The sequence below is a fragment of the Mesorhizobium sp. NZP2077 genome, assembly GCF_013170805.1.
In the GTDB taxonomy this organism is placed as follows: Bacteria; Pseudomonadota; Alphaproteobacteria; order Rhizobiales; family Rhizobiaceae; genus Mesorhizobium.
Map to the genome: position 1 here is coordinate 2,938,536 of NZ_CP051293.1, position 25,654 is coordinate 2,964,189.

At 64.4% G+C, this 25,654-nt stretch carries 22 protein-coding genes; 14 read left to right on the forward strand and 8 right to left on the reverse strand.

What is annotated here, in order from left to right; genetic code table 11:
- Positions 1-65: 65 nt before the first annotated feature.
- Positions 66-482, reverse strand: coding sequence for a hypothetical protein (locus tag HGP13_RS14580; protein WP_172226420.1), 417 nt, complete (start codon positions 480-482; stop codon positions 66-68).
- A 312-nt stretch (positions 483-794) separates the two neighbouring features.
- Between HGP13_RS14580 and HGP13_RS14585 the strand changes: the two genes are divergently transcribed.
- Positions 795-998 (forward strand): hypothetical protein, encoded by a 204-nt coding sequence (locus tag HGP13_RS14585; protein ID WP_172226422.1) that lies wholly within the window; start codon positions 795-797, stop codon positions 996-998.
- Positions 999-1,116: 118 nt separating this feature from the next.
- A complete protein-coding gene (locus tag HGP13_RS14590) occupies positions 1,117-1,617 on the forward strand; it encodes a GNAT family N-acetyltransferase (RefSeq protein WP_172226424.1) in 501 nt (166 codons plus the stop codon).
- Positions 1,618-1,703: 86 nt separating this feature from the next.
- Here HGP13_RS14590 and HGP13_RS14595 read toward each other — a convergent pair whose 3' ends face one another.
- Positions 1,704-1,919, reverse strand: coding sequence for a CsbD family protein (locus tag HGP13_RS14595; protein WP_019859538.1), 216 nt, complete (start codon positions 1,917-1,919; stop codon positions 1,704-1,706).
- Between the two features lie 1,370 nt (positions 1,920-3,289).
- On the opposite strand from HGP13_RS14595, the gene HGP13_RS14600 reads away from it, so the two are divergent.
- A complete protein-coding gene (locus tag HGP13_RS14600) occupies positions 3,290-3,676 on the forward strand; it encodes a YkvA family protein (RefSeq protein ID WP_172234710.1) in 387 nt (128 codons plus the stop codon).
- Between the two features lie 42 nt (positions 3,677-3,718).
- Here the strand turns inward: HGP13_RS14600 and HGP13_RS14605 are convergent, their stop codons facing one another.
- On the reverse strand, positions 3,719-4,750 hold the full coding sequence (locus HGP13_RS14605) for a hydroxyacid dehydrogenase (RefSeq protein WP_172226426.1): 1,032 nt from the start codon (positions 4,748-4,750) through the stop codon (positions 3,719-3,721).
- Positions 4,751-4,952: 202 nt separating this feature from the next.
- On the opposite strand from HGP13_RS14605, the gene HGP13_RS14610 reads away from it, so the two are divergent.
- A complete protein-coding gene (locus HGP13_RS14610) occupies positions 4,953-6,008 on the forward strand; it encodes a LacI family DNA-binding transcriptional regulator (protein WP_172226428.1) in 1,056 nt (351 codons plus the stop codon).
- A 323-nt stretch (positions 6,009-6,331) separates the two neighbouring features.
- On the opposite strand, the gene HGP13_RS14615 is transcribed toward HGP13_RS14610, so the two are convergent.
- Together HGP13_RS14615 and HGP13_RS14620 are read right to left on the reverse strand one after the other, a co-directional pair.
- Positions 6,332-7,516: an NAD(P)/FAD-dependent oxidoreductase gene (locus HGP13_RS14615; protein WP_172226431.1), complete on the reverse strand. Its 1,185-nt coding sequence runs from the start codon at positions 7,514-7,516 to the stop codon at positions 6,332-6,334.
- Between the two features lie 119 nt (positions 7,517-7,635).
- The gene (locus tag HGP13_RS14620; RefSeq protein WP_172226434.1) at positions 7,636-9,150 is read right to left on the reverse strand and encodes a formyl transferase; all 1,515 of its coding nucleotides are present in this window, start codon (positions 9,148-9,150) and stop codon (positions 7,636-7,638) included.
- Positions 9,151-9,504: 354 nt separating this feature from the next.
- On the opposite strand from HGP13_RS14620, the gene HGP13_RS14625 reads away from it, so the two are divergent.
- Together HGP13_RS14625 and HGP13_RS14630 are read left to right on the forward strand one after the other, a co-directional pair.
- Complete coding sequence (locus HGP13_RS14625) at positions 9,505-11,583, forward strand: Wzz/FepE/Etk N-terminal domain-containing protein (RefSeq protein ID WP_172226437.1); 2,079 nt, start codon at positions 9,505-9,507, stop codon at positions 11,581-11,583.
- A 1-nt stretch (position 11,584) separates the two neighbouring features.
- Positions 11,585-12,940, forward strand: a complete 1,356-nt coding sequence (locus tag HGP13_RS14630; RefSeq protein WP_172226440.1) for a VpsF family polysaccharide biosynthesis protein — start codon at positions 11,585-11,587, stop codon at positions 12,938-12,940.
- 37 nt (positions 12,941-12,977) lie between these two features.
- Here the strand turns inward: HGP13_RS14630 and HGP13_RS14635 are convergent, their stop codons facing one another.
- Entirely contained in the window at positions 12,978-14,249 is a 1,272-nt protein-coding gene (locus HGP13_RS14635; protein ID WP_172226443.1) for a cellulase family glycosylhydrolase, read from the reverse strand.
- On the reverse strand, positions 14,246-15,415 hold the full coding sequence (locus HGP13_RS14640) for a DUF1972 domain-containing protein (protein ID WP_172226446.1): 1,170 nt from the start codon (positions 15,413-15,415) through the stop codon (positions 14,246-14,248). The genes HGP13_RS14635 and HGP13_RS14640 overlap by 4 nt, the downstream gene beginning before the upstream one ends.
- A gap of 436 nt (positions 15,416-15,851) precedes the next feature.
- Here HGP13_RS14640 and HGP13_RS14645 point away from each other — a divergent pair, with 436 nt between their 5' ends.
- The 5 genes from HGP13_RS14645 (at position 15,852) to HGP13_RS14665 (ending at position 21,195) form a co-directional block, all read left to right on the forward strand.
- Positions 15,852-17,021 carry a glycosyltransferase family 4 protein gene (locus HGP13_RS14645; RefSeq protein ID WP_172234711.1) on the forward strand — a complete coding sequence of 390 codons (1,170 nt, stop codon included), beginning with the start codon at positions 15,852-15,854 and terminating at the stop codon, positions 17,019-17,021.
- A complete protein-coding gene (locus HGP13_RS14650) occupies positions 17,018-18,319 on the forward strand; it encodes a hypothetical protein (RefSeq protein ID WP_172226449.1) in 1,302 nt (433 codons plus the stop codon). The genes HGP13_RS14645 and HGP13_RS14650 overlap by 4 nt, the downstream gene beginning before the upstream one ends.
- Positions 18,320-18,328: 9 nt before the next feature.
- The gene (locus HGP13_RS14655; RefSeq protein ID WP_172226451.1) at positions 18,329-19,555 is read left to right on the forward strand and encodes a GNAT family N-acetyltransferase; all 1,227 of its coding nucleotides are present in this window, start codon (positions 18,329-18,331) and stop codon (positions 19,553-19,555) included.
- Between the two features lie 44 nt (positions 19,556-19,599).
- Positions 19,600-20,808, forward strand: a complete 1,209-nt coding sequence (locus HGP13_RS14660; RefSeq protein ID WP_172234712.1) for a GNAT family N-acetyltransferase — start codon at positions 19,600-19,602, stop codon at positions 20,806-20,808.
- 78 nt (positions 20,809-20,886) lie between these two features.
- A complete protein-coding gene (locus tag HGP13_RS14665; RefSeq protein WP_172226454.1) occupies positions 20,887-21,195 on the forward strand; it encodes an EthD family reductase in 309 nt (102 codons plus the stop codon).
- A 349-nt stretch (positions 21,196-21,544) separates the two neighbouring features.
- On the opposite strand, the gene HGP13_RS14670 is transcribed toward HGP13_RS14665, so the two are convergent.
- On the reverse strand, positions 21,545-21,859 hold the full coding sequence (locus HGP13_RS14670; protein WP_172226457.1) for an EthD family reductase: 315 nt from the start codon (positions 21,857-21,859) through the stop codon (positions 21,545-21,547).
- Positions 21,860-22,296: 437 nt separating this feature from the next.
- Here HGP13_RS14670 and HGP13_RS14675 point away from each other — a divergent pair, with 437 nt between their 5' ends.
- From HGP13_RS14675 to ligD, 3 genes are all read left to right on the forward strand, one after another.
- A complete protein-coding gene (locus HGP13_RS14675) occupies positions 22,297-22,473 on the forward strand; it encodes a Flp family type IVb pilin (protein ID WP_172226459.1) in 177 nt (58 codons plus the stop codon).
- A 122-nt stretch (positions 22,474-22,595) separates the two neighbouring features.
- On the forward strand, positions 22,596-22,820 hold the full coding sequence (locus tag HGP13_RS14680) for a hypothetical protein (protein WP_172234713.1): 225 nt from the start codon (positions 22,596-22,598) through the stop codon (positions 22,818-22,820).
- Positions 22,821-22,867: 47 nt separating this feature from the next.
- Positions 22,868-25,363: a DNA ligase D gene (ligD, locus tag HGP13_RS14685; RefSeq protein WP_172226461.1), complete on the forward strand. Its 2,496-nt coding sequence runs from the start codon at positions 22,868-22,870 to the stop codon at positions 25,361-25,363.
- The last annotated feature ends 291 nt before the right edge of the window (positions 25,364-25,654 follow it).

Sequence of the window (25,654 nt, forward strand, 5' to 3'; positions counted from 1 at the left end):
CCTTCCTCCAGACGGCCTTTTTGTAAGCCGCACTTGCAGGGCTTCGGCGCGACGGCGTCCGTCTTCTACCCGTGCCGAATGGCTTCTTCCGAATATCTTCTCAGAGGGGGGTGTGGCGACGAAATAGCGGAGTGATCCGCCTCATCAGCTTGAGGGAAGCGCAATGCTCCGCCGCCACCTGAACCAACTGCCTCAGCAGGCGATGGTTCCATGATTGCCGGTTCGACCGCCCACAAGACAGGCTGTTGTGGAGATGAAGACTGGCGATCGACCTCGCCCAGCCATTCAGCATAGCAGGCGTTCATGGCGACATGCAGTTCCGCGGACTTGTCCATGCCGCCCTGGAACAGTTCCATGACACGGCGGCCAAGCCGCTCCCGCGCCGCGTGACCCGCACCAATGCGGGCCTGGCGACAATACTCGTCGAGCACTTTGGCCAGGATCGAAAGCTGATTTGAGTCCACCGAACAGTTTGGCATCATCGCGTTTTTCCCATCGGCGGGGCGAAAGCGCGAACGACTCTTTCAAGCGCCAGCGCCCATTCAACAGCCGGCGGCAGAGCGACTGTACGCTTCCGACAATTGGTTAGCCAGTCCCGCGAACTGTTCGGAAACGTACCAAGCGACCTCCTTCATTGTTCGGCCACAGGCAACTCGCTAGCTTCGCGGGGGTGGACCTCGGGTGCCCCCTTGACCGACACGGGCACCACCCCAAGCCGGCATTGCCAGCGGTGAAAATGCCTCGATTGCGGGTCTGCGAATGGAGACACCGATGCCGAGAGATAGATCCGCCTGATGGCAGGGGACAGATTCGAGTGCCTGAAGGAAGATTCCGGCGACTGGATGGTGTGGGACCACAAGGCTGGCGCACCCGCAAGGCTAGGTGGGGTTGAGTTGCGCGGCCAGGACAGGCATCGGGCCGAGATCGCGCGCGACATTCTCAGACGGATTTTCCGGACCGGGCCGGACGTGACTAGGAGCGACCCTTCGGACGCGTAAGGCGCAGCCCGTCCATCGAAGCGAGAATGGGTGCGAGCGGGCATCGTTGGGATGTTTTTCCACCCGGTTTGGCAAGGTGAGCATTGGAACGGCCAGAAGCCTCCGGCGTTGTAGCGCGATGGATTACACCGTCCGCAGCGGCATTCCGGCCGACGACCCCACCCTGATCCGTCACTATCGGGCACTGTGGGAAAGCTATGGCGTCGACCCGGCCAACATTAAGGACGATGCCGAAGACGTCACCCTGAACTTCATCCTGTCAGGGCGGCGCGACTACGAACTGGCGAGCTTCTTCGCCGAGGCGGATGGCGTTGCCGTGGGGTCGCTGGCCTGCCAGGTCGAGCATCTTCCCTATCCCGACGTCACGGTGCCGTCGTTCCGCAAGCACGGCTATATCTGGAGTGTCTTTGTCGAACCCGGCGCTCGGCGCAACGGGGTGGCGGCCGCCTTGGTGCAGGCCGGTATCGACTATCTCAAGTCGATCGGCTGCACGAAGGCCGTCCTGCATGCCTCGGATGCCGGCGAGGGCGTCTATCTCGCCGCCGGCTTCACGATCGCCAAGGAAATGCGCCTGGATTTGGCCGAGCAGCAGGCCCAGCCAGATCGAGTTAAGCGGTAGGCCTTTCAGCCCAGCTTCACCTTCGCACGCCAAGAAGGCCGCCAGTCCGCCCGGCGGCCTCCATTGTCTTTCAAGAGCGAGAACCCTCAGAGGTTCTTGTTGATCGCGGCGGCGGTCTTGTTGGTTGCGTCCTTGACGGCGGACTTCGCGTCGCCGACGGCCTTCTGGACCTTGCCCTTAGCTTCCTGTGCCGCGCCTTCGGCGCGCAGGCGGTCATTGCCGACGGCCTTGCCGACGCCTTCCTTGGCCTTGCCGACGGCCTGATTGGCGAGACCCGATGCCTTGTCGCTGGTGCTTCCCATGGGAGTTCCTTTCGTGGATTGTTTGCGGGGACCAACGTCGCTTTGTTTGGAAAGTTCCGCATGCCGTGGAGAGAACCAAGCAAAACGAAAAGGCCCGCCACCGACGCGAATCGTGACGGGCCTTCTGGAGTACACCGGGCGTCCCACCGCCCGACTGCCTGGAAAACTTCACGGCGCCATGAACGTTCCATCAGAACAGAAAGCCGACTCCTCAAGGGAGCGGCTTGATGGTGACGGTCTTCCTGACGCGAGGTCGCAAGACCTCGCCTATGTCTCAAGCTCAGCGCTCCGACCGGCCCTTGGGTTCAGGTGCAAACCGAGAGGCAGCTACCCGCGGTAGCCGCCGAGAGTTTCTCACGCTTCAAAAGTGTCGGCTTGGCGTAGGTTTTCTTCATCGCTTATCCCCGCGTGTAAAAATCAGCCTGCGCAAGGATTCGATGGGGTGCAGTTGGCGGCCACGGCCGACAGCCTGTCGCGCTTCACCAAGACTGGCTTCTGGTAGGTCTTTTTCATGCAATCCCCCGTTCTGATATGCCCGAAGCAAGTTCCGTCCCGGGCCGCCGTTATTCAAGTCTCAACAAAGCGCCCCATGCCCGTGGCGCACTATGATTTCAAACGTCCGCGCACTGCGAGATCGGACACGCCAGCGCGGTAACCGACGACAGTTTCCGGCGTTTCAGAAGTGTCGGTTTTGCGTAGTTTTTCTTCATTTCATTTCCCCTTGCCCCAACGTTAGCCAGCATGACGCCGTGGAAAACGCGGTGTCAAACGTTTCGGTCCCTGAGACACGAGGCGTTCGTTGTTTTGGGGCTTGCTGATGCCAAAACCCCACAAAATGGCGCGAAATGGCTGGATTTTGCGCGAGAAGAAGGACGGCCAACAGTTTCTGTCGCCGCAGACAGACGCAAAAAACCCCGCCGGCCGGAGCCTGACGGGGTGTTGATTGGAGGATCAATGGATCGAATGGGAGACGATCCGGGTAGAAAACGCAAACGCCGCGAAAAGGTTCCGGTGGCCCCGGTCCGTTTGGTCGGCCGTGCGGCGCTGGGCCGAGCGAGCAGGCATTTGCAACTATCGAGGTGGAAGCCTAGCGGATGGGCCGATTGGGCCGGAGACCACTTCCTGTGCCGTTACAGCCGACAGTTCTGCCGCTTGACGAGTGACGGCTTGTTATAGGCTTTCGCATCGAGTCCTCCTCCCGTTCGAAGGGTTGACGGGGGCGTTGCGTGCCGGCTCATTGTCGTGCGAGCAGGCAGGACGGCCGCCGGCGTGTCGCAGGCGCTGTGGTCGATGGACGAACTGTGCGAGAAGATGGACGCGCTTGCGCCGAAGCCGGGCAAGCGCGGCACTTACAAGAAGCGAGCGATAGCCTGACCTTTATCAACTCTGCCAAACAATGGGCGCGGACGATCAAGCGTGATGTCGTAGCGCTCTGGCTTGCCGCGCGCGACCCGCGCGTCCCATGGTATGCAAAGGCGGTCGCAGGAGGTGTTGCCGCATACGCCCTAAGCCCTATCGACCTGATACCGGACTTCATTCCCATCATCGGTTATCTGGACGATCTCATCATTGTGCCGCTCGGCATCATGCTTGCCGTCAGGCTGGTGCCTGCCGATCTCATGGCGGAGTTCCGCGCCGAAGCGACACGTCGCGAAAAGCCGGTAAGCAAGGCAGGGCTGGCATTCATCGTCGCGGTCTGGACTGTTGCGGCTGTCGCGCTGGCTTGTTTTTTCTGGCCGGCGCAAATTTCAAACTGAGACACTACCGGCAGGACGCTCGGAAACGGCTCTCGGTTGCCCTCAATTCCTGTCCACAGGCTTGGAGCGCATGCGCGACACCGTCTCGCGCTCGGCGCGCTTGGAGCGCAGCGGCGGCAGGCCGCGGTCGATCAGGTCCATGTCCTCCAGCACCATGTCGCCCATGTGCTTGAAGGCGATATCCAACGCGCCGGCGCGATGAGCGGAGCGCAGGAAGCCGGGGAGGGCGCGGACCGGGTGATCCCGCGCCAGCGGCTCCTCGGGGAAGACGTCACTGGCGGCGACGATGTGGCCGCTTTTGACCGCCGCCATCAAAGCAGGAAAGTCGACGACGCCGGCGCGGCTGAGCAGGATGAAGGCGGCGCCCCTGCGCATGCTGGCGAAAGCGTCCGCGGCAAGAAACCCCTGGTTCTCTGAGGTGACCGAGGCGACGACGAAGACGAAGTCGCTCTGTGTCAAAACCTCGTCGAGCGAGGCCGGCTCGACGCCATTGTCGATCAGGATCGACGGCGGCAGCCAGGGATCGAACACTTTTGTGCGGGTGCGGAAACCCGTCAGCAGCCGGTTCAGCGCGCGGCCGAGATCGCCGAAGCCGATGATGCCGACATCGGCGCCCGATAAGAGCCGCGCCGTCAAATTGCCGTCGCCGCCCCACAGCTCTTCGCCCCGGCGGAAGGCAAGGTCGGCATCGACAATGTTGCGGGCAAGGTTGAGCGCCATGGCAAGGCCAAGCTCGGCCACCGGCTCGGCGAACACTAGGCCGGTGGTGACGACATGGATGCCGCGCGAAAACAGCGTCTCGTAAGGCATGTTGTTGAGCAGGTTGGTCTCGACATTGAAGACGCAGCGCAGCGCCTTCATCCTGTCCAGCGTCTGCGGCGAGATCGCCGGCTGGCCGACGATGTAGCGGGCCTCCGCCAGCACATCGGCCGGCAGCTTGGCGAGGCCGTCGTCCGTCGTCTCGACGATGCGGTATTTCGCCTTGAAGCGCGCCAACTGCGGTGGCGTGAAGATCAGCTCCAGCGAGCGTGGTTCCGGCGCGCTGATGACCAGCGGCAAATCCTTGTTCGGCATGACGAGTCCTCCCGGCGCGATGCTAGCGCGCATTCTTGCTTTGCACATGTGGTCGTCCCAAAACCGCTGTATAGTTTTTGGGCCACATGTGGCTCGGTGGCTAAAATACCGCCGATGAACCGATTTACAACTGCGAAAAATCGATTTACTCATTTCTCGGCGGACGGAAGATGCCTCTGTCCGCGCCTCGGGAGGAGGAGCAATGGCGTATAGGCAGGACCAGCAGCGGCGTGCGTCGATCCACGACGTGGCAAGCCGTGCCGGCGTGTCGGCCGCCACCGTCTCCAAGGTCATGGCCGGCGTCACCACCGTCAAGCCCGAGAACGCGCAGCGCGTCCTCGATGCCATCGAGCAACTGGGTTACCGCGTCGATCCGCTGGCCTCCGACATGCGCCGGGCCAAGCGCCGCATCATCGGCGCCATCATGCCGGAATTCGAAAGCGAGTTCTTCGGCCAGATGGTCACCCAGCTCGAGAGCCTGGCCGAGCAACGCGGCTATACGCTCGTGGCGGCGTCGAGCCGTGAATCGGAAGCGCGCGAAACGGAAATCCTGGCCCGCATGCATGACTGGCGAGTCGCCGGCGTGGTGCTGGCGCCGGTGCGCAACGAGCATGGCCCGGCGGCCGCCTTCATGAAGGCCAACGGCATGACCGGCGTGCTGATCGACCGCGTGCTGTCCGACGACGTCTTCGACACCGTGTCGGCCGACAGTGAAGCCGCCAGTGCCGAGGTAGCGCGCGAGCTGATCGGCATGGGCCATCGCCACATATTGGTGGTCGGCCTTGGCGAGCAGGCGGCGACGGTGCGCGCCCGTCTCGATGGGTTTCGCACCACCGCGCTGCAGCTGGCGCCGGATGTGCGCATCGATGTCGTGCTCGCCGAAACCGACGTCGAGCCGCTCAGGGCACAGTTGCGCGACTATTTTGCAAAAGGCGAGCGCCCGACGGCGGTCTATTCGCTGTTCCTCAAGGGCACGCTGGTGGCGCTGTCGGAATTCCGCCGCCGCGGCTGGCATTGTCCGAACGATATCTCGCTGGTCGGCTTCGACGATGCCGAATGGATGCACGTAACATGGCCGGCTATCGCCGCCGTGGTGCAGCCGGTGCGCCAGATCGCCGGCCACGCCATGGAGGCGCTGTTTGCCAGGATCGAGGGCGAGGAGGGGCCGCCGAGAGCGCGGCTCGAGCCTTGCCAGGTTTTGATGCGGGAATCCGTTGGCTCGCCAGACAGCGGCCCGCACTGCGGAGACCGACAATAGCCGCGTCGTCCGTGACGGCGGCGCATGAACAGAGCGACTAATAAGAATGCCTTTGGACTGCGCACTTTCGCCATCGACCCGGTCTGGGATCTCGACCTGATCGAGCCGCAGATGGAGCGGCTGAAGTATTTGTTTAGGGGGTGTGAAGGATCGCTGCGAAACGGTTTTCAGTCGCAGATGCCTCGGCTGATCCTAGAGGCCTGCGATTGCCATCGATGCCAGACGCTCCCCCGAAATCCCAAGGCGGGCGCTTCCCTTCTCCCCGGGGAAAGGAGAGGGGAAGACGCCTCTGCCTTCGATGGCGGGAGAGAGTGGGAGGACCCTCACGCCATTCCGGGCTCCCGCCGCAGTCCCAGATGGCGCACCTTGCGGCCGATGATCATCAGTTGCCGCGCCGTGTTGTTGCGCAGGCGCCGCACGCGCCATTCCAGTCCGGTTTCGGTGGTGATCTGCTTGGCGTAGATGCTCACACGCATGCCTTCCTCATCGGAGGTCACCTTGACCGGGTCGTCGTAGAAGGCGTTGATCTTGTCTGTCGCCATCCCTGGCGTTTCCAGCCAGCGCGGAATGTGGACCGAATGGAGCTGATCGACATCGATCATGACCCGCCCGATGCCGACGCCTGGCGTCGGGCATGTCGTCACGAATGCATCGCCAATGAACACGACGCCGTCGCGACGATGGCCTTGCGTCGTGGTCAGACTGACCTGCCTGACCTCGACGGGACTCGCCACTTCGAAGTTGCCGCACTGAGCCGATATTTCCGGCATCAGTTCGCAAAGCATCTTTTGCGGATCGGCGCGGAAATCCCGCGTCCACTGGTCGGCGACGGTGCGATAGACGAACATGTTCGCTCGCATTCTGTTGCCGATGGGAAAGACGGTGAGATAAGCGACGCGGTCCGAGGCCCGCTTGCCGTAGCAGGTGACGGCCTGATGGGCGCAATCACGCGGCGCGATGGCGAGGTCGAATCCCATCGACAGCGAATGCGCCTTCGACAGTTCGATGCGCTCGACGCCGATGGCGCGCCGCACCAATTCGCTGTAGCCGGTGGCCACCACCAGCAAGCGCGCATTGATGACGTTACCGTCTGCCAGCACCAGCCGCTGCCGGTCCGGTCCGGTCGAGACTTCGGTTACCTTGCCGACCGTCAGCGGCACCTGCGAGGGCAAGGCATCGCGCAGGCCATTGATCAGCGCGCCGTAGGAAAATGCGTATTCCCACTTCTTTTCACGGGCGAAGAATTGACCGAGGCGGAAGACATCGACGTCGGTAAACGGGGTGACGAGAGGCATGACCATCTTGTCGAGACCAAGCTTCTCGAACAGTTGCATCTGGTTCGCGCCGATCTTCTCGGCCCGGAACTCGTCGTGATGGACGCGGTGCGGATCGATCAGCGCCACCTTGCGGCCGGCGTTTCCCAACAGCGTTGCCAGGGTGGTGCCGGCCATTCCGGCGCCAATGATGGCCACGTCTACTTCGGCGGGGCCAGCCGCGGCGGTGGTCATTTGTTTACCCTTTCTGCTGGTCGTTGTTTCTCGCCACAATCTGTGGTGGAAAATATCTTCCAGCCTGTTATCAACCTCAAGCAACCGATGCGCGTACCCGGTAGTAATACTTGTTTACCTTAACGCCGGGTCTGTCGTTTCCAGCGCGGCGCGATCGCCGAGCCATCGATGAATTCCAGGCCGCCCGCCTCGTTGAGCGTGTGCAGCTTGCGCCCATTCCATAGCGCGTCAGGAGTTAAGATCGTCTCGACGACCTGCTCCATGCCGTTCAAATCAAGGTGGGCGACGCGTGCGATGCCAAGGGCTGCGCCATAACTCCTGCGGCAATCCTGCACCGGACGCAGCAGATCGTTGCCGCGCTTGACCATGCGGCCGGCCGGCCGCGCCGAGGCGATGTCGACCAAAACGGGATTTTTGGGATGCGGCGTCCAGGGGCCGCGAAAGTCCGGCGCCGACCACAGATGCAGCGCGTCGGAGAAGGCGCCGCCGCCGTCGCGGACGGTGGCGAACAGCCACCAGCGCCCGCCATGCTCGACCAAGGTGGCGTCGCTGGCGACGACATCGGACAGGAGCGTGGCTTCCTTGACCCAGCCGCCGGGGAAGGCGGTGGCGCGGTAGAGGTCGACCGTGCGGTTAGCGCAGCTTTCCGGCACCATCCAGACTTCGCCGTCGCGCTCGAAGACGAAGGGGTAGGAGAGGTGATAGGGCAGGTCGAGCACCGGCTCCGGCCGGCCGATCGGCCCCGACGGGCGGAAGGGCACGGCAGAGATGATGGCGCGGCCGAGGCGGTGGATATAGTCCTCGACGAACAGCGTCACTTTTCCCTGATACAGGATCGGGAACGGATCGGCGTAGAAGCGGCTGCCGTCGTCGGGCAGCACCTGCCAGCCCGTTGCCGGATGCGCGCGCAGGTCGAACAGATCCCGCCCCTTGGTCTCTCGCCAGCCGACCTTCCAGTGCGGGGCGTTGTAGCAGAGGTGGTAAATCTTCTGGACGATGCGCCGCGCCAGCGCCTTGCCCGCCCTGAGGCCAAGCTTGGCGGGCGAAGGTATCGCCGGCGGAGCACCGGCTTGCGCCGGTTCGGGCAATATGGGCACGGCCGGCGCCGCGCCATTCATTGCCGAGGGGGGCATTGCCGCCAAGATCAGGCTTGCGGTGCGCGCCAGCATGTCCTGGAAGGAGGCCAGCGCGATGCCGCCATATTCGGTGCCCAGGCGTCCTTCGGCGACGGTGGTGCCGTTCTCCTCAACGCGGGCAATCGGCGTGCGGCCGTCGAGGATCAGCGCCAGCAGAGCCGCTTCGCCGGCGACGCCATCATAGGTAACGCGCCGGATCCGCGTTCCTGCCAGATGCACGTCGCCGCAGAGGTCGATCACCAGATCGGGAGAGGCGGGCGGCTGCGTCCCGTAGGGCGCCAGCGCCGACAGCGGCAGGCGCTTGGCGGCTCCGTTTCCGGGGAGGCCATGGATGACCGTTTCAAGCTGGAACAATGCCGCGGCACTGCCTGGAATGCCGCCCCCGGCCGGCTTGGCGTCGACGGAAACCTCGACCTGCGGCAATGCCGCAAGGCGCTGCAGCAGCGTGAGGTGGAAAGCACGGACGCACTCGCTGTCCAGGCGCAGGCTCACTTGCATGTCGCACCCCTGGCGTTGTGATGTCTCGTGTCTGGCCGGTGTTCGATATCAGGGCAGGGGAAATGGCGGCACGGCAGGGCTGGACTTAAGTGCTGCCCCATTTCCATTCGTCTCCTGCTCGCTCGCGCCCGTATCAGTGCCTGTGCCTAATATTACGCAAACTCCGTGCCAAAAATGTGTAAACTCCCTGCCGAAAATCAGACGAGCTCTCAACATAATTAACAGTGTTTTAACAGTTGGAGGAATAGCTAGGCTGAAGCCGCAATTTAACCTTTGCAGGCACATGGAGTGTTGTCGGAGCGACCGTTGCAATCATCCCTGCTCTCGTTGCCGCAACAAGACGCTCCGGAGGCGATGCAATATGCCCCGGAGCCGGTGCCGATGGCGACCTATTCATCCTCGACCGTCGAGCTGGGCGACCTGAAGCGCATATTGGTGCGCCGCCGTTTCCTGATCCTTGCCACCGCCGCGCTGCTGACCCTGGTGACGCTGGCCTATGGATTGCTCACGCCGGCGCTCTACAGCTCGGTGTCGGAAATCCTCATCGATCCGCAAGACCTGCAGGTGGTCACCAACGACGTCAATCCGAGCCGCGTTCCGCCCGATGGCGGCATCACCATGGTGGAAAGCCAGGTCAGCGTCGTCCAGTCGACGGGTGTGCTGCTCAAGGCCATCCAGGCAACCAACCTGACCGACGATCCGGAATTCAACGGGCAGGGCGGGTTGTTGAACCGTTTGCTCGGCGGCGTGCTGGGCTCGTCAGCCGAAACCGACAGGACGGGCAAGACGCTCGATGCGCTGCGCCGGGTGCTGGCGGTGAAACGGGCCGACAAGGTGCTGGTCCTCGACGTGATCGTCACCGCCAAGAGCGCCGACAAGGCGGCGAAGCTCGCCAATGCCATCGCGCAGGCCTATCTCGCCGATCACGCCGCTGCGCGCGCGCAAGCCGCGACCGACGCCTCGACGTCGATCACCGCGCGGCTGGACGAGCAGCGCAAGCGTGTGCAGAAGGCCGAGAACGCCGTCGAGGCCTACAAGTCCGCCAACAACATGGTGATGGCGGCGGGCAATCTGGTCAGCGACCAGGAACTGACCGAGATCAACACGCAGCTCTCCGCCGCGCAGAGCCGCACCGCGACGCTGAAGGCGCAGGTCGACCAATTGCGCCGGTCCGGCGGCGCGCCGGACGCCACCTCGGAAGCCATGCGCTCGTCGGTGATCTCCAGCTTGCGGGCGCAGGAGGCGACGCTTGTCGATCAGGTCTCGCAGCTCGGCACCGAACTCGGGCCGCGCCACCCCTCGATGATCGCGGCCCAGCAGCAGCTGCGCGACACGCGCGCGCTCATCGCGCGCGAACTCGGCCGCATCGGCGCCGCCGCCGAAACCGACTATGAGCGGGCGCTGGCCAACCAGCAGGCGCTGGAAGCCAAGGTCGCCGGCATGAAGAGCAAGTCGCTCGACACCGACCAGGCTTCGGTCAAGCTGCGCGAATTGCAGCGCGACCTCGAGGCGGTGCGCTCCGTCTACGCCACCTATCTGCAGCGGGCGCAGGAAACGCGCGAGCAGATCAATGTCGACAGCACCAATGCGCGCATCATCTCCAACGCCATGCCCGCCCTGAAGAAGAGCTGGCCGCCCTTGCCGCTGCTGCTTTTCGGCGCCCTCTTCGGCGGGCTCGGGCTTGGCACCGCGCTCGCGCTGATCGCGGAATATTCCTCGCCGACCGTGCTTTCCAGCGCACAGATGCAATCGGCCATCGACGCGCCGGTGTTCGGCGTGCTGCCGGCGAAATCAGCGCGCCGCCGCTGGTGGCCTTTCGGCGGCGCCGCCACCACTGCCGGGCAGAAGACGGATGCGGTCGCGGGGCTGGCGCTGAGGCGCCTGTTCGCCTCCAGCCGGCGGCCGCCGAACTGGCCGCTGGTGCCGTCCATATTGCTGACGTCGCCGCCCGAGGACGCCGCGCACCGGGGCCGGGTGGCGCGCCTGCTCGCCAATGCCGCGGCTGCCAGGGGCAGCCGTGTCCTGTTCATCGACACCACTGCCGGCAGCGGCAAGAAGGAGCCGCAGCCCGGTCTCCTCGACGTGCTGCGCGGCGAATATGCCTTCGAGGCGCTGAGCCAGTACACGGCCGGCAGCAATGTCGCGGTGCTGGGCAGGGGCCGGCAGAAGGCCGTTTTCTCCGAGGCGCAGGGCGTCTATTTCACGCAGCACATGCTGGCCCAGGCCGGCCGCAACTTCGACCTCGTCGTCGTCGACGGCGGCGCGCTGGCCGACAATCTCAACGCCTCGCCGCTGGTCGCCATGGTCGACGAGATCGTCATGGTCGCGACGCTCAATTCGACGCCGATGGCCGACGTCACGGCGGCCTCGCAGGCCATCTCCGTCATGGGGCGGTTGCCGACCGGCGCCTTGCTGGTCGACGAGGCGGCCTGACATGGCCACTAGTTGGCCCGGCACCGGGGATGCCGGCTGGCCCGGTTCAGGTCAGGGCGCGGTCCGAGCGGGCAGCTCCGTCGACTGGCTGACCAGCTTCGGCCTGGTCGCGACGGTGGCGTTGCTGTTCAGCATCTCCGGCGGCATGTTGTGGCTGGTGGGCTATAATTACGACGGCCTGACCGGCAATCCGGCGACCAAGATCCATCCTTCGACCTATCTGCTGGTGCTGGTGTTTGCCTGGCGCGCCTGCACCTTCGGCAATCCGATCGGCTATGTTGTCGCCGTCGCCGACCGGCGGCCGGCCAGCACGCTGATGGCGGTCATCTCGATCGTGCTGCTGGTCGTCGTCATCGCCAGGCAGCGTCCCGGCATGGCCGGCATGATCGACACCTTCGTGGCGCCGGCGCTGCTGGTGATGATGCTGGGCGAGGAGGACGAGAAGACATTCGCCCGGATGCAGACCGTCGTTCACGCCATCATGACCGTGAATGCCTTGCTCGCTTTGTTCGAGTTCGCCACCAAGACGCTGATCTTTCCCTACCGCCTCGACGGCGAGGTGTTCGTGAGCGACCTGCGCTCGACGGCACTTCAGGGCCATCCGCTGTCCAATGCCACGGTCACCTCGGTCTATGTGCTGGCGCTGCTCTCCGGTTCGAAATCGCTTTCCATGCCAGTGCGGCTCGGGTTGATCGGCCTGCAATTCGCCGCTCTCGTTGCCTTCGGCGGCCGTTCCGCGATTGTGACGACGATCGTGCTTGGCGGTTGCTACCTGCTTATCCAGGGCCTGCGCAGCCTGCGCACGGGGCGCGTCAACCTGCTTGGCGCGGCACTCGGCCTCGTCCTTGCCGCGCTGGTGCCGGTCGTCATCGCGCTCGCGGCGTCATACGGCTTCTTCGACGCGCTGCTGGAGCGATTCGTGTCGGACAGCGGCAGCGCCAATGCCCGCGTCGAAATGTTCGACCTGTTCAATCATCTGGAACTGCGCGACGTGATCGTGGGGCCCGATATCGACCTCATTGACAGCCTGCGCCGCATCAGCGGCCTTGAGCAGGGCATCGAGAACCCGGTCATCCGCATGGTCCTCTATCAGGGCGCCTTCTTCACCTTGCTGTTGTTTGTCGGCTTCACCCTGTTCATGCATGAAGTGGCGCGCCGCTGCCATTCCGGCCTCTGGCTGACGATGCTGGGCTGGCTGATCCTGCTCAACACCTCCGAAAGCCTGGCCTCGAAGACGACGCTGATGACGAAGTTCGTGGTGATCGCGCTGGTGCTTTATCGGCCGGTGGGGCAGAGGGTGCAAGCAGGGCGCGGACAACGGGATGGCCAGAGACAGAGCTTGCCTCTCCCTCGTTAGCGCCAGGCCCCCCGCGCTTCGTCACTTTCGTCAACGCCTATTCCGGCATCCTCAACCCAAGCGCCTCGACCATCGCCGGATCCAGCGCGCGGGTGGTGCCTTCCATCATGCCCATGCCGTCGAAGAGGTCCCAGAAGGCCCAGGGGAAGCCGAACGACTCGGCGCTCTGACGGACATCCGATATGTAGCGGGCGCGGTCGGGGTTGGGCGCGGCGGTGTAGCGGGCGTCGGTGCGCAGAGCGCCGAATTCGCCCATGATGACGCGCTGTGGCGCAATGCCGTGCGCATCGGCCCAGGCACGCGCCTGGGCGAGATATTTGTCGATGAACCAGCGGTCAGGTGCGGCGTCGAAATAGACTTTCAGCACGCGCTCGGTTTCGGCGTAGGCGGCCTGTTTGTCCGCTTCGGAGGTCTCTGTGTCCTGCGCCATGCGCGCTCTGACCGAGGCCAGCGTCTGCTCGAGCGAACCGGCGGAGGCCGGCCACGGCACGTTGTTCAGCGATCGGTAGACGGGTTCGCGCATCCATGGCGCGCCCTGGTGGCTGAACAGATAGGGCTCGTAGAGGTGGAAGGTGAACAGGATCGGCTCGAAGGCCGCCAGCGGCGCCGGGTCGAGTGCGGCCAGCCCGCTCACCATCGAGCCGCAGCCGCCGGTGACGACCAGCGGCAACGCTGCGGACGACGCCCTGGCCGCCGTCAGCAGGGCTGCCTGGACGGTTGACCAGACGTTGGAATCGCAGGACTGCGGCGGTTCGTTGACCGGCTCCAGCGCCACCCTGCCCGGCGTGAACCGCGCCAGCCTGCCGGCAAACTCGCCGACCAGCCCGCGATAGGCCGCGAATTCGGGCGCGGCGGTGCTCGAGACCATGCGGTCGGGGTTCCAGTAATGGGTGGCGCCGTTGGCCTGGACGTTGACGATAATGCCGAGACCGGCGTCGAGCGTGGCGGTGACGGCAGCGTCCACCATGTCCAGCAACTTGCCGCGCGTGGTGGCGTCGGCGGCCAGGAACGGGCCGGGATCGACAGGCAGGCGGATGAAATCGAGCCCGGTGGCACGCAGCCGACCAAGGTCGTCTGGGGTCGGCACCGGCCGTTGCGACTGGAAGGGCGGCCAGTCATAGTCGGTGCGGGGTGCGGGAAACTCACGCGTCAGCGCAAACCAGGGCCAGGCGTTGACGCCGCGACGGAAGCGCCATTCACCTTCGGCGGCAAGCGCGGGCGGGGCGGACGAAAGCTGCGCCACCGCGGCAGGCACCAGCGCAGTCGACAGCGCGGTGGTGAGAAGCCGCCGGCGCGTCCAGCCCGTCATACCGCGCCGGGCGAGGGGCGGTCGATCGCGGCCGTTCTTGGGGCGGTCACGCCGAGAAGCCGGTAGGCTTCGTTCTCATAGGCAAGCAGGACATCGTCCCAGCGGAAGGCTTCGCGGGCACGCGTCCTGGCGGCTTCGCCGCAGGCCTTGACCAGCGTGTCATCCTCCATCGCCTGCTGCATCCGCTCGGCGCAGCTTTGCGTGTCGGTGAAATGGATGGCGGCAGCACCCGCGACCCACCTGTTGTAGGGGTTGTCGTGGGCGATCACCATGTTGCCGGCGGCCAGCGCCTCGACCAGCGACGGGTTGGTGCCGCCGACCGTGTGGCCATGCATGTAGGCGCGTGCGTGATAGCGCAGCGCCTTCACCGCCGCCTGGTCGTAGATGGCACCCGGCAGGACCACGGAGCTGTTTGCCGCAGCGCGGACCGCGACATGATAGGGGATCTGGTCGGACAGCGTGCCCAGCACCACCAGCTTCATATCGCGCTTCTGGCTGCAGAAGGCTTCGACGATGGGCAGGATGTTGTTGTCGGGCTCGATGCGCGCGATCGAGATCAGGTATTTTCCGGGCTCGAGGCCAAGCGCGCGCACCGGCGCCTCGGGCGCCGAGGTCACCGGGTCGGCGCCATAGGCGATGGTGGTGATGGCGCTGCGCGGCCGGCGCGTCGCCAGGTGATCGGCGATGACAGGATGGTCGGCGACCAGGCGGTGCGAGGCCCAGGCGCCGATCCACTCATTGAGCCAGAACCATGTGCGCGCCGCGCGCCCCCATTTGGGGCGGCGCCACTCGATGCCGTCCATATTGGTGATGATCTTGCGCCGCATCAGCCTGAGCCAGGTCAGGAAGACCGCGCCATTATAGCCGAGCACCAGGCAGACGCCGGGCCGGCGCGCGGCATCGAGCACGCATTGCCAGTCGAATTCCAGCGTCGCGCGCGGACCTTTCGAGGCGACCTGGATGTGGATGAGCTCGATGCCGTTCCAGGTTTCGGTGCGCACCCTCTGGCCGACACGCTCGACCTCTTCCTGGCAGTAGACGCCGACCTTCCAGCCGCGCCCGACCAGAAAAAGCGCCAGCTTCTCCGCGAAGGTTTCAAAGCCGCCATGGGCGGCAGGAATGCCGCGCGTTCCCAGGATCAGGATGGCAGGCTGTTCCGATTTCATGACTGCTGGCACTTTCAAGTCCGCCCGATCCGCGATGCGCGGCTGTCCCATTTCAACCGCCGCCTTGCAAGATGCCTGCCAGGCCCGATTCCAGCCATTATCGCATCCAGGTTGTAAAATATTTCTTCCAAACGTCCGGGTTGTTTCATTATCGGTCAACCTTCCCAACGTATTTGTATCGAAACGAGGCAATGCCGGCGCCGGTTGGCCTGCAAATGGATATATTAGAACGGCATAATCCTTGCAAACGGACTTCTGCGCGCCAGTATCGGGGGAAGGCGTGCAGCATTGGTGTGGTGATCCGGGTCTACATCCGTTTCACGACCACACTGACAACGAGGGAAGTCCAAAGGGGTGTTGGCTTGAAGTTTCCGGCCGCCGATAGCGTCAGGCGGCGGACTCGTCTCACCACCCTGACAGAAAGATGCATGTGAAGATGCGGATTGCTTGCATCCATCAGGGCTACGAACTCTACGGTTCCGACCGCAGTTTCGCGGAGAGCGTCGCTGCGCTGCGGGCCGCGTTTCCGTCCGCCGACATCGAAGTGGTTTTGCCGCGCAGCGGACCGATCGTCGAAATCCTGGAACCCCATGCCAGCCGCATCGTCTTCGAGCCGCTCTGGGTGCTCAGGCGCCAGGCGATGCTGAGGCTGGCGACCGTCGAGATGGCGCGGCTGCCGGTGGCGCTGTGGCGGGCCTGGCGGCGCCTGCGCGATCGCGACCTCGTCTACGTCAACACGTCGATCGTCGCCGACTATGCGCTGGCCTCGCGTCTGCTGCCCAGCAAGGCGTTGCTGCACATCCATGAAATTCCCGAAGGCGTGCTGCGCCGGATCCTCGTCGGGCTGATGCACTGGAGCCATGCCGACCTTATCTTCAATTCGAAAGCAACGCGCGCTACGTTCGGCGAGCCCAGATCCGCGCGCTCCTATGTCGTCTATAACGGCGTTGCCGGTCCGGCGGCGGCACAAGCGATGACCTATGACGGCAAGCGCCCGCTGCGGGTGCTGCTGCTTGGCCGCATCAACCGGATCAAAGGCCAGGAAGTGCTTTTGCAGGCGATCGCCTTGCTGCCGGCGGAACTGAAGTCGCGGATCGAGGTGCGGCTGGTCGGCGGCGCCTTTGAAAGCGTCGAGCGCGAGCGTGCGCTCGCCGAACTGGTCGGGACCATGGGGCTCACCGGACAGGTCAGCGCCTTGCCCTTCATCCCGGACCCTTCGGAGCATTATCGCTGGGCCGACATCGTCACCGTGCCGTCGCGGCGTCCGGAATCGCTCGGCCGTGTCGCCATCGAGGCAATGGCCTATGGCCGTCCGCCACTGGTGTCGGCGATCGGCGGGCTGGTCGAAGTGGTCGCCGACAACGAGACCGGCTGGCATGTTCCGCCGGGCGATGCACCGGCCCTTGCCGCGAAATTGCGGGAGATCATCCTCGCCCCCGAGGGCTGGCGCGGTTTTGTCGCCGCCGGGCGCAAGCGCTACGAGACGATGTTCAGCGAGCCGGTCGCGGCCGCGGCGATCGCCGCGATCGCCACTGAGAAGCTGAAGGCGGCCATCGCAAGGCCGGGCAGGGCGGCAAGCACGCGCCAGGCGGAGACACGGCTGTGAAGTTCCCGACCCATCTGGTGCGACGCCTCGTGCTGATGATCGGCGGCGAGGCGATGCAGAGCGGCTTCCACTTTGCCCTCAACATCATGCTGCTGCACATGCTGTCGGCGCAAGGTTACGGCCTTTTCGCCATAGGAATGGTGATGGGCGGTGTCGGCCTGTCCTACATCAGGTCGCTCACCGCCGTCCCCGCCTCGATATGGATGAGCAAGAGCACCAACGCCGCCGGCGTCGATGCGTATGACGTGGCCTTCGGAACGGCGGCGCTGATGGTGGCGCTGCTGATGGCGGTCGGCACGGCTGTTCTGATGCGTCTCCTGGGCGACCCGAGCGGCATTGCCGCCGGCTGCTTCGTCGGCGCATGGTCGCTGCGCAGCCATATGCGCACGGCCTTCTTCGCGCGCCGCCTGCAGGTGGTCGTCTCCATCAGCGATGCCGCTTTCACAATCGCCGGCACCGTGCTCGCCGGGCTGGCAATCTGGTACGCCGGGGACGCGTTGCAGGCCGTGTTCTATGCGCTTGCCGCGGCGAATGTGTTCGGCATCTTCGTCCTGGTCCGGCTGGCGCGCCGCACAATTCGCATATCCTTCCGCATGCCGACGCGGCGGCGCTATGCCAGGCTGTGGCGTCAGCTGTGCTGGTCCGCCTTCAGCGCGACCACCACCAACATCCAGGGGCAATGCCTGGCACTGCTGGTCGCCGGCATTGCCGGACCCGCGGCTTACGCGCCGCTGGCGGCGGTGATCGTGCTGTTCGCGCCGCTGCGCATCATCAGCCTCGCCTTCGTGAACATGACGCAGCCGGAGCTTGCGAAGCTGATGCGGCAGAATGAAACGCGCCGCGTCTGGTCGCAGGCGAAGATCTGGTCGGTGGTCATGGGGCTGGGCGGCCTGGCCTATGGATGCGCCATCCTGTTCGTCTTGCCGATGATAAAATCCCAGGCTCTGCAGGATGCCTCGGTCGGGTTTATCGGGCTTCTGGTTACAGTGAATTTCATCCCGATCATGCTCTACATCATGCCGCGCATCGTCCTGGAGATATTCGGGGACTTCCGCATCGTCGCCTTCATCACGATGGGCGGCGCGATCGTCGGGCTGGCGCTGATCGCGATCCTGCTTTCAGTCGCGTCTCCGCCTTGGGCGCTGCTGGGCTCGGCGGTCTCCGAGACTTTCGTGCTCGCGGCATCATGGTATTTCGCGCATCACCGCATGTGGAACATCGAGCATCCGGACCAGCAGCGCCACAGCCGCCTGGGCTCCTGGCGGCGGGCCATCACATTCGCTCCGGCGAAACGATAGGAGGGCGATGTGACGGGCCAGGCAGTGGAAATAGTTGCGGTGACCGGCTTGGCCGAAGGGCAGGTCTCGCACCCAGTCACTGTCGCGGCGAACGACGCCTACACGGCGCGATTGCACACCAGTCTCGAAATGGTGCGGCCGCTCTGGCTGCGCTTCCAGGAGAGCGGTGTGTGCACCGGTCACCAGAATTATGCGTGGGCCGGGGGGATTGTCGCGCGGCTGATGCCGCAAGGTGCCGAACCGCTCATCGTCGAGGTGAACGACGCCGCGACCGGCGAACCCAGGATGCTGGTGCCGCTGATGCGACGGCCGGCGTTGGGTCATCGGGTGATCGAATGGCTGAGCTGTGGCGTCTGCGACTATTCGGCACCGCTGCTGGCCGATGCGAGGCCGTGGACCACACAGTCCGCACAGGCCGCCTGGGCCGCGGTGCGCTCAGTGCTGCCACCGGCGGACCGGTTCCACATTACGGGGATTCCACCACAGATCAACGGCGTCGCCAATCCGCTTGCCTTGCTCGCAGAGACACGCGATTCCCTCCAGACCACTTTCGGCCTCGCCATCGACGGCGATCCGGATACGGTCCTCAAGCGCTTGTGCAAGCCCTCCTTCGTCAAGGAATTCGGCAAGGACTGGCGCCGGCTCGAACGGCTCGGCGATGTCGAACTGGTCGAGGCCGGCACGCCGGCCGAGGTAGAGCGTATCTTCGGCGAACTGGTCCGGATGCGGCTCAGCCGCTTTCGCGAGCTTGGCCGCTTCGACCTGCTGACGCAGGAGAAAGTCGTCGATTTCTACCGCAACGCCGCTGTTCGCGGCCTGTCGGACGGAGCGGTGCGGCTGTTCGGGCTGCGCGTGGGCGAGGCGCTGATCGCGGTTCAATATCTGCTGGTCCATCAAGGGACTGTTCATGCTCTGCTGATAGCTATGGACCAGAGCGTCGTGCCCAATGTCTCACCAGGACTTGCAATCATGGGCAGGTTGATGAGTTGGGCACGCAAGCAAGGCTTTGGTTATTTCGACCTGTCGGTCGGCAACCAGAGCTACAAGGCAAATATGGGCGCCAAGGGTTCGGTCCTGGTCGAACTCTGCCACGGGTTCACGATGCGGGGCAATGCCGCGAGCACTGCCATCAAGCTCCGCGACTGGACCGAGGTTTTCGTGCGCTCAAACCCACGGCTGCTGAAAGCGGCTCAGGGAACGATGCGGGGCTTGCGGCGCTTGCGTGGAGGGCGCTGAGGGCGGGCCAGAACGAACAGGAGAAGCTTTTGGCAAGCCAGGCAATGCAACAGGCTGCGGCGACCGAGGGCGCCGTCGGGCCGGTTTCGCCGATTACCGTCGGCTTCGGCAGGACCGTGCGCCATGCGGCGCGGCTGCACACCAGCTTCGACACCGTAAAGCCGCTCTGGTTGCGGCTTGAGGAGACCGGCCTGTGCACCGGCCACCAGGGCTTTGCCTGGATGGAAGGGATCGCCAGACGGCTGATGCCCAAAAGCGCGGAGTTGCTCGTCGTCGAGGTCAACGATGCCGACACGGGTGCGCCGGTCATGTTGCTGCCGCTGATGCGCCGCCGGGCTCGGGGCCATTACGTGATCGAATGGCTGAGCGGCGGCGTGTGCGACTACGCGGCGCCACTGCTGGCCGATGCGAGACCATGGACCAGGCAGACCGCCGACGACGCCTGGGCGGCGGTGTGCGCCGCGCTGCCGCCGACGGATCGCTTCCACATTGCGGGAATCCCGCAACAGATCCACGGCGTCGACAATCCGCTGGCGCTGCTTTCGGTGGCGCGCGACTCGATCCATATCGCCTCGGGACTGGTCCTGGATGGCAGTCCGGAGACGCTGATCAAGCGCATCTGCAAATCGTCCTTCGCCAAGAATTTCCACAAGCACTGCCGCCGCTTCGAACAGATGGGCAAGCTCGATCTGGTCGAAGCCGAGACGCCTGAATTGGTGGAGGAGCAGTTCGCCACGCTTTTGGAGCTCAGGCTCAAGCGCTTCCGCGAGCTCGGGCGCTTCGACCTCCTGACGCAGGCGCCGGTCGTCGAGTTCTACCGCAACGCCGCCCTGCAGGGCCTGTCCGACGGCTCGGTGCGGCTGTTCGAGCTGCGTGCCGGTGAAGCCTATCTCGCCGTCATCTACGTGCTGGTCATGAAGGGCACCTTGCACGCGCTTCTGCTCGGGATCGACCAGGACGCGGTTCCCAACGTCTCGCCAGGACTGACGACGATCGGCAAGCTGATGATCTGGGCGCGCGCGCAGGGGCTCGGTTACTTCGACCTGTCCGTCGGCAGCCAAGGATACAAGCAGCATATCGGCGCTTCAAGCGCGGTGCTGGCCGAGTTGTGCGAGGCGGTGACGCTGAAGGGCAGGGGCTCGACCGCCTATATCAAGCTGCGCGGCAAAGCCGAGCTTTTCGTGCGCTCCAAGCCCGGTCTGTACAAGGCCGTGCAGGGCGCGGCGCGGCGGTTGCGGCGATTGAAGACCTGAGGCTGCCGCCCACACGGATTGACAAGCTCCCGGCAAAGTCATCACGCTCCTGCAGTGCAACGATTTCGGGAGGCAATGATGGCAAGCCTGGTGGTGATGTACGGCACGCCTGCCGATCCGGCGGCGTTCGATGCCTATTATCGTGAAAAGCATATCCCGCTGGCCAAGACCATTCCGGGATTGCGGCGCTACGAAATCAACCGCGGTCCAGTCATGACGCCGGCGGGACCAGCGAAGGTCCATCTGATCGCCACCTTGCAGTTTGACGACCTGGCCGCCATCCAGAATGCATTCGCCAGTGCCGAAGGTCAGGCGGCCGCGGCCGATCTCCAGGTGTTCGCGACGGGCGGCGCCGATATGCTGATCTTCGAGAGCGAGGCTGTCTGAGACGTTCGCGCCCGGCGACGGCTTTCTCCCGGGTATTTCAGCCGCGGCTTGACAAAGAGACGGCACGAGCGTCACCTCGCAATGGCCATTGGGTTTTTTGGGGGATATCGATGAAAAAGACATATGAAAAGCCGACGCTCAACAAGCGCCAGCAGCTCACGCGCGTCACGGCACAGGTTGTCTCGTCCGCGCGCTGAAACGCAAACGGCCTTTCGACCTGACCATCAAACCCGCCGCCGCAAGACGGCGGGTTTGCTGCCTCAATCGCCTGAGATCACCGATAGCGATAACAACAAGCCGCGGTTGGAGGCGTTCATGCGCCTTTGGTGCTGCCCAGGGAAATGACTGCTCAGAGCGGCTCGGTGTCGAAGAGCAGCATCGCCACCATGTCGTCATCGCCGGCGAATTTGCGCCGGTCCACCGCGCAGGCCCGGCCGATATCGCTAGCAAAGGCTGTGCGAATGGCCTCCAGATCGTCGAAATAGAGCGTCGCCACCCTGTAGGGCGTCTCACCCTGCAAGACATTCACGATCGGCGGCCGGCTGATCTCGTAGCGCCGCAGTCCCGGCAATTGCTTGGCCAGCGGCACGTGAATGTCGTGGTAATGGCGCTCGAAGGCCGCCGGATCGGTGGGGGTTTTGTAGATGACAAGCATCTTGGCCATGATGGTGCTCCCTGTCGTTTGACGTGATCGCGCCCCGTCGGCGCCGCACCAATGTCGTTCGCCGGGAGCGGATTTCGACAGGGGGTCGCTAACCCAGTAAAATGGCCCCCGCGCTTGAAGATGCTTCGCGCCCGCCAAAGGCAAAAACCCATGGGCGCATCTGGCAATTGATCCATGTCAAAGCGGGTCGGCGTCGATGCGCCTATCTGGTCTCCTGTCTTGGGAAGGACACAAGGCGGGCGGGCGGTCCGGGCCGGCAAGCTGAAAACAGCTCCGGCCAGGGCCGCCTGCAACCAGGCCGTGTCCGATGGACGGATGCTTCATGTTTTAATTTAGCTCCGCGGGCAAGCACCTTCAAAAGGCTGGCAAAATTTAACCGAACTGCAACTCGCGGTCTCTATAGGGTTGTGCGAGGGATCAGAAACCAGGGGCTTGAAATGCAAGCAATCGTTTCCCGTTTCATGCGGGATGAAAGCGGTGCGACCGCCATCGAATACGGCCTGATCGCCGCCCTCATCGCACTTGCCATCATCACCGGCGCCGGCGCGCTCGGCAATGCGATCAATGGCAAGTTCACGACGATCGGCACGAAGGTCACCAACAGCGGATCTTAAGCCGCGCGTCCGCCCCTTTGTCCGTGAAATTGACAGGACAGCGCGTCTCCGTCATCCTTGAGACCAGTCGCCAGGCCGTGGAAGCGGCCATGTTGCGTGTCAGTGCGACCGAGGGCAGCGTCATGTTCAGTCCCGTCAGCAGCCAGAATGCCAAGCGCGCCGCGGTGCGCAAGGCGCTCGACTCGCACAAGGTCTACATCACCGCGCAAAGCTTTTCGGACGGCGCCTACCAGGCACGCGTGCTGGTCGACGGCGAGGCCTACTGGGTGGATGAATTCCGGCTGAGCCAGTTGCAGCAGGGGTTGACCCCGGCCGAGCTCGAGCTGACGCCGGCTGCCGACGATTGAGAGCGTGACGGGTTTGCTCCCTGCTGCCATGCGCTTCGGTCCTTGACATGGCAGCGCCGCCAAAACTCAAAACCTATCGCGCCAAACGCGAATTCACCAAAACGCCGGAGCCGGCCGGCGGGCTTATCTCCGGTGACGGCAACCGCTTCGTCGTCCACAAGCACCACGCCTCCGCCGACCACTACGATCTGCGCCTGCAGGTCGGCGACGTGTTGAAGAGCTGGGCGGTGCCGCGCGGACCTTCGCTCAATCCGGCCGACAAGAGGCTGGCGGTCGAGACCGAGGACCATCCGCTCGAATATATCGACTTCGAGGGTGTCATTCCCGAGGGCGAGTATGGCGGCGGGCCGATGATCGTCTGGGACACCGGCACGTGGGCGCCGATGGACGATGTCGACAAAAGCCTCAGGACCGGCGCTTTCAAGTTCCGGCTGGCGGGCGAAAAGCTCAATGGCGGCTGGATGCTGACCCGCCTGAAGCCCAAGCCCGGCGAGGACGCGGAGAAAAAGAACTGGCTGCTGTTCAAGGAGCGCGACCTCGCCGCCGACACCAAGCTCGACATCCTCGAAGCGCGGCCGGAAAGCGTGAAATCCGGATTGCGCATCGAGGAGTTGGTGGCACCGCCGAAACCGTCAGCGAAGTCCGCACCGAAGCCGGGTTCCCTGAAGCCCTCGACACTGCCGGGCGCGGTGAAGGCGCCGGCGCTGAGCCGCATCGAGCCGCAGCTGGCGACGCAAGTGCCAAAACCGCCGGGCGGCGAAAGCCCTGCCGAGAACACCAACGAGCTCTGGCTGCACGAGATCAAATTCGACGGCTACCGCACCATGGCGCATGTCGCCAATGGCGAGGTGCGGCTGATCACCCGTGGCGGCATCGATTGGACGAAGCGCTATGGCGACCTGCCGCATGCCTTTGCCAAACTGCCGTGCAGCGAGGCGATCATCGACGGCGAGATCGTCGTGCTTGACGGCCGGAGCATCAGCCGCTTCGCCTTGCTGCAGGACGCGCTGGCCGAGGGCGCCGGCAGCAAGCTGCATTTTTATGCCTTCGACCTGCTGCATCTCGATGGCTGGGACCTGATGAGGGCGCCGCTCATCCGGCGCAAGGCGCTGCTGGCGGAACTGCTTGGCGGCCTCGGCGCCAATTCCGCCATTCAGTTCTCCGACCATGTCGAGGGCTCGGGGCAGGGGCTTTACGACCAGGCGACGGAGCTCGGGCTCGAAGGCGTCGTCTCCAAGCGCGCCACCGCGATCTACCAGAGCGGCCGTACCAAGAGCTGGACCAAGTGCAAGGCGCTGCAGAAGGACGATTTCGTCATCGCTGGTTACACAATCTCGCAAGCGGCGGAAGGGCTGGCGGCGCTGGGCATGGCCGAGTGGGAGGACGGCGAACTGCATTATCGCGGCAAGGTCGGTACCGGCTTCGACCGCGATACGGCGGAGGATCTGCTCGCCCGGCTGGAGCCGCTGACATCGGGTGCGACGCCACCTGAAGGCGTGCCGCGCGAAATCATGCGCGAGATGCATTGGGTGAAGCCGTTGTTTTCGGCGCGCATCCATTACGCCAACCGCACGGCGGACAATTCGCTGCGCCATGGCGTGTTTCGCGGTCTCAGGGATGTCGGCCTGTCGACGCCGGTCTCGGCCAAGCGCAAGCGGCTGATCTCGGAGGCCGATCTCGCCACCATCTGGGTGACCAATCCGGAGCGGCGGCTGTTCGGCAAGACCGGCCCGACCAAGCTCGACATCGCCGTCTACTACGCGCTGGTCGGCGACTTCATGCTGCCGCACATTCTCGGCCGCCCGGTTTCGCTGGTGCGCTGCCCGACCGGCCTGCCGAAGGATTGTTTCTTCCAGCGCCACGCCTTCACCGGCATGCCGCCTTCGGTGGTGACTTTCGAGACGATGAATTCGGAGGGCGAAACCAAGTCGTTCCTGTCGGTCGAAGGCGCCAAGGGTTTTCTGGCATTGGCGCAATTCGGCGTCGTCGAGTTCCACACCTGGGGCACGCACCGCACCAGCCTCGACAGGCCCGACCAGATCGTCTTCGACCTCGACCCGGGCGAGGGGATTTCCTGGCGCGAGGTGGTCGAGGCCGCTGTCCACATCAAGGGCGAACTGGAGGGGCTGGGGCTGGTACCCTTCGCCAAGACCTCCGGCGGCAACGGCATCCACATCACTGTGCCGGTGACGCCCAAGCAGAACTGGAAGAAGCTGCACCAGGCGACCAGCGCCATATCAACCCATCTGGCGGCCACCGCGCCCGACACCTTCACCACCACCATGGGCAAGGACAACCGCAAGAAGCGCATCTTCATCGACTATCACCGCAACGCGCGCGGCCACACATCGGCGGCGCCATATTCGCTGCGGGCGCGGACCAATTTGCCGGCCTCGACACCGGTGAGCTGGGCGGACCTGGAGACGATCGATGCGCCGCAGGATTTGAACTATTCGTCGCTGCCGGGGCTGCTGGAGACTTCGGGGGATCCGTGGGCGGAGATTGAGGAGTTTGCCAGGGATTTGCCTACCTTGAAGACCTAGGGTTCCTCGCCCCCGTGAAACGGGGGAGAGGTGGCCGCGAAGCGGACGGAGAGGGGGCTGCGCCGACGGGCGAAGCTGGCTTCCTTGCTGCGCCATTCCCCCTCTCCGTCTCGGCTTTGCCGAGCCACCTCTCCCCACTCCCGTGGGGGCGAGGAACTGGCGCTCCGCCATCGACGCTTTCTACAATTTGAATTATTCTCTCCCAACGGCCTCAAATACGTAGCGGAAGATTTCGTCAGGGATTTGCCGGTATTGTGTGCGGGGTCGGTGTAGGATTTGCGCAGCCTCGTT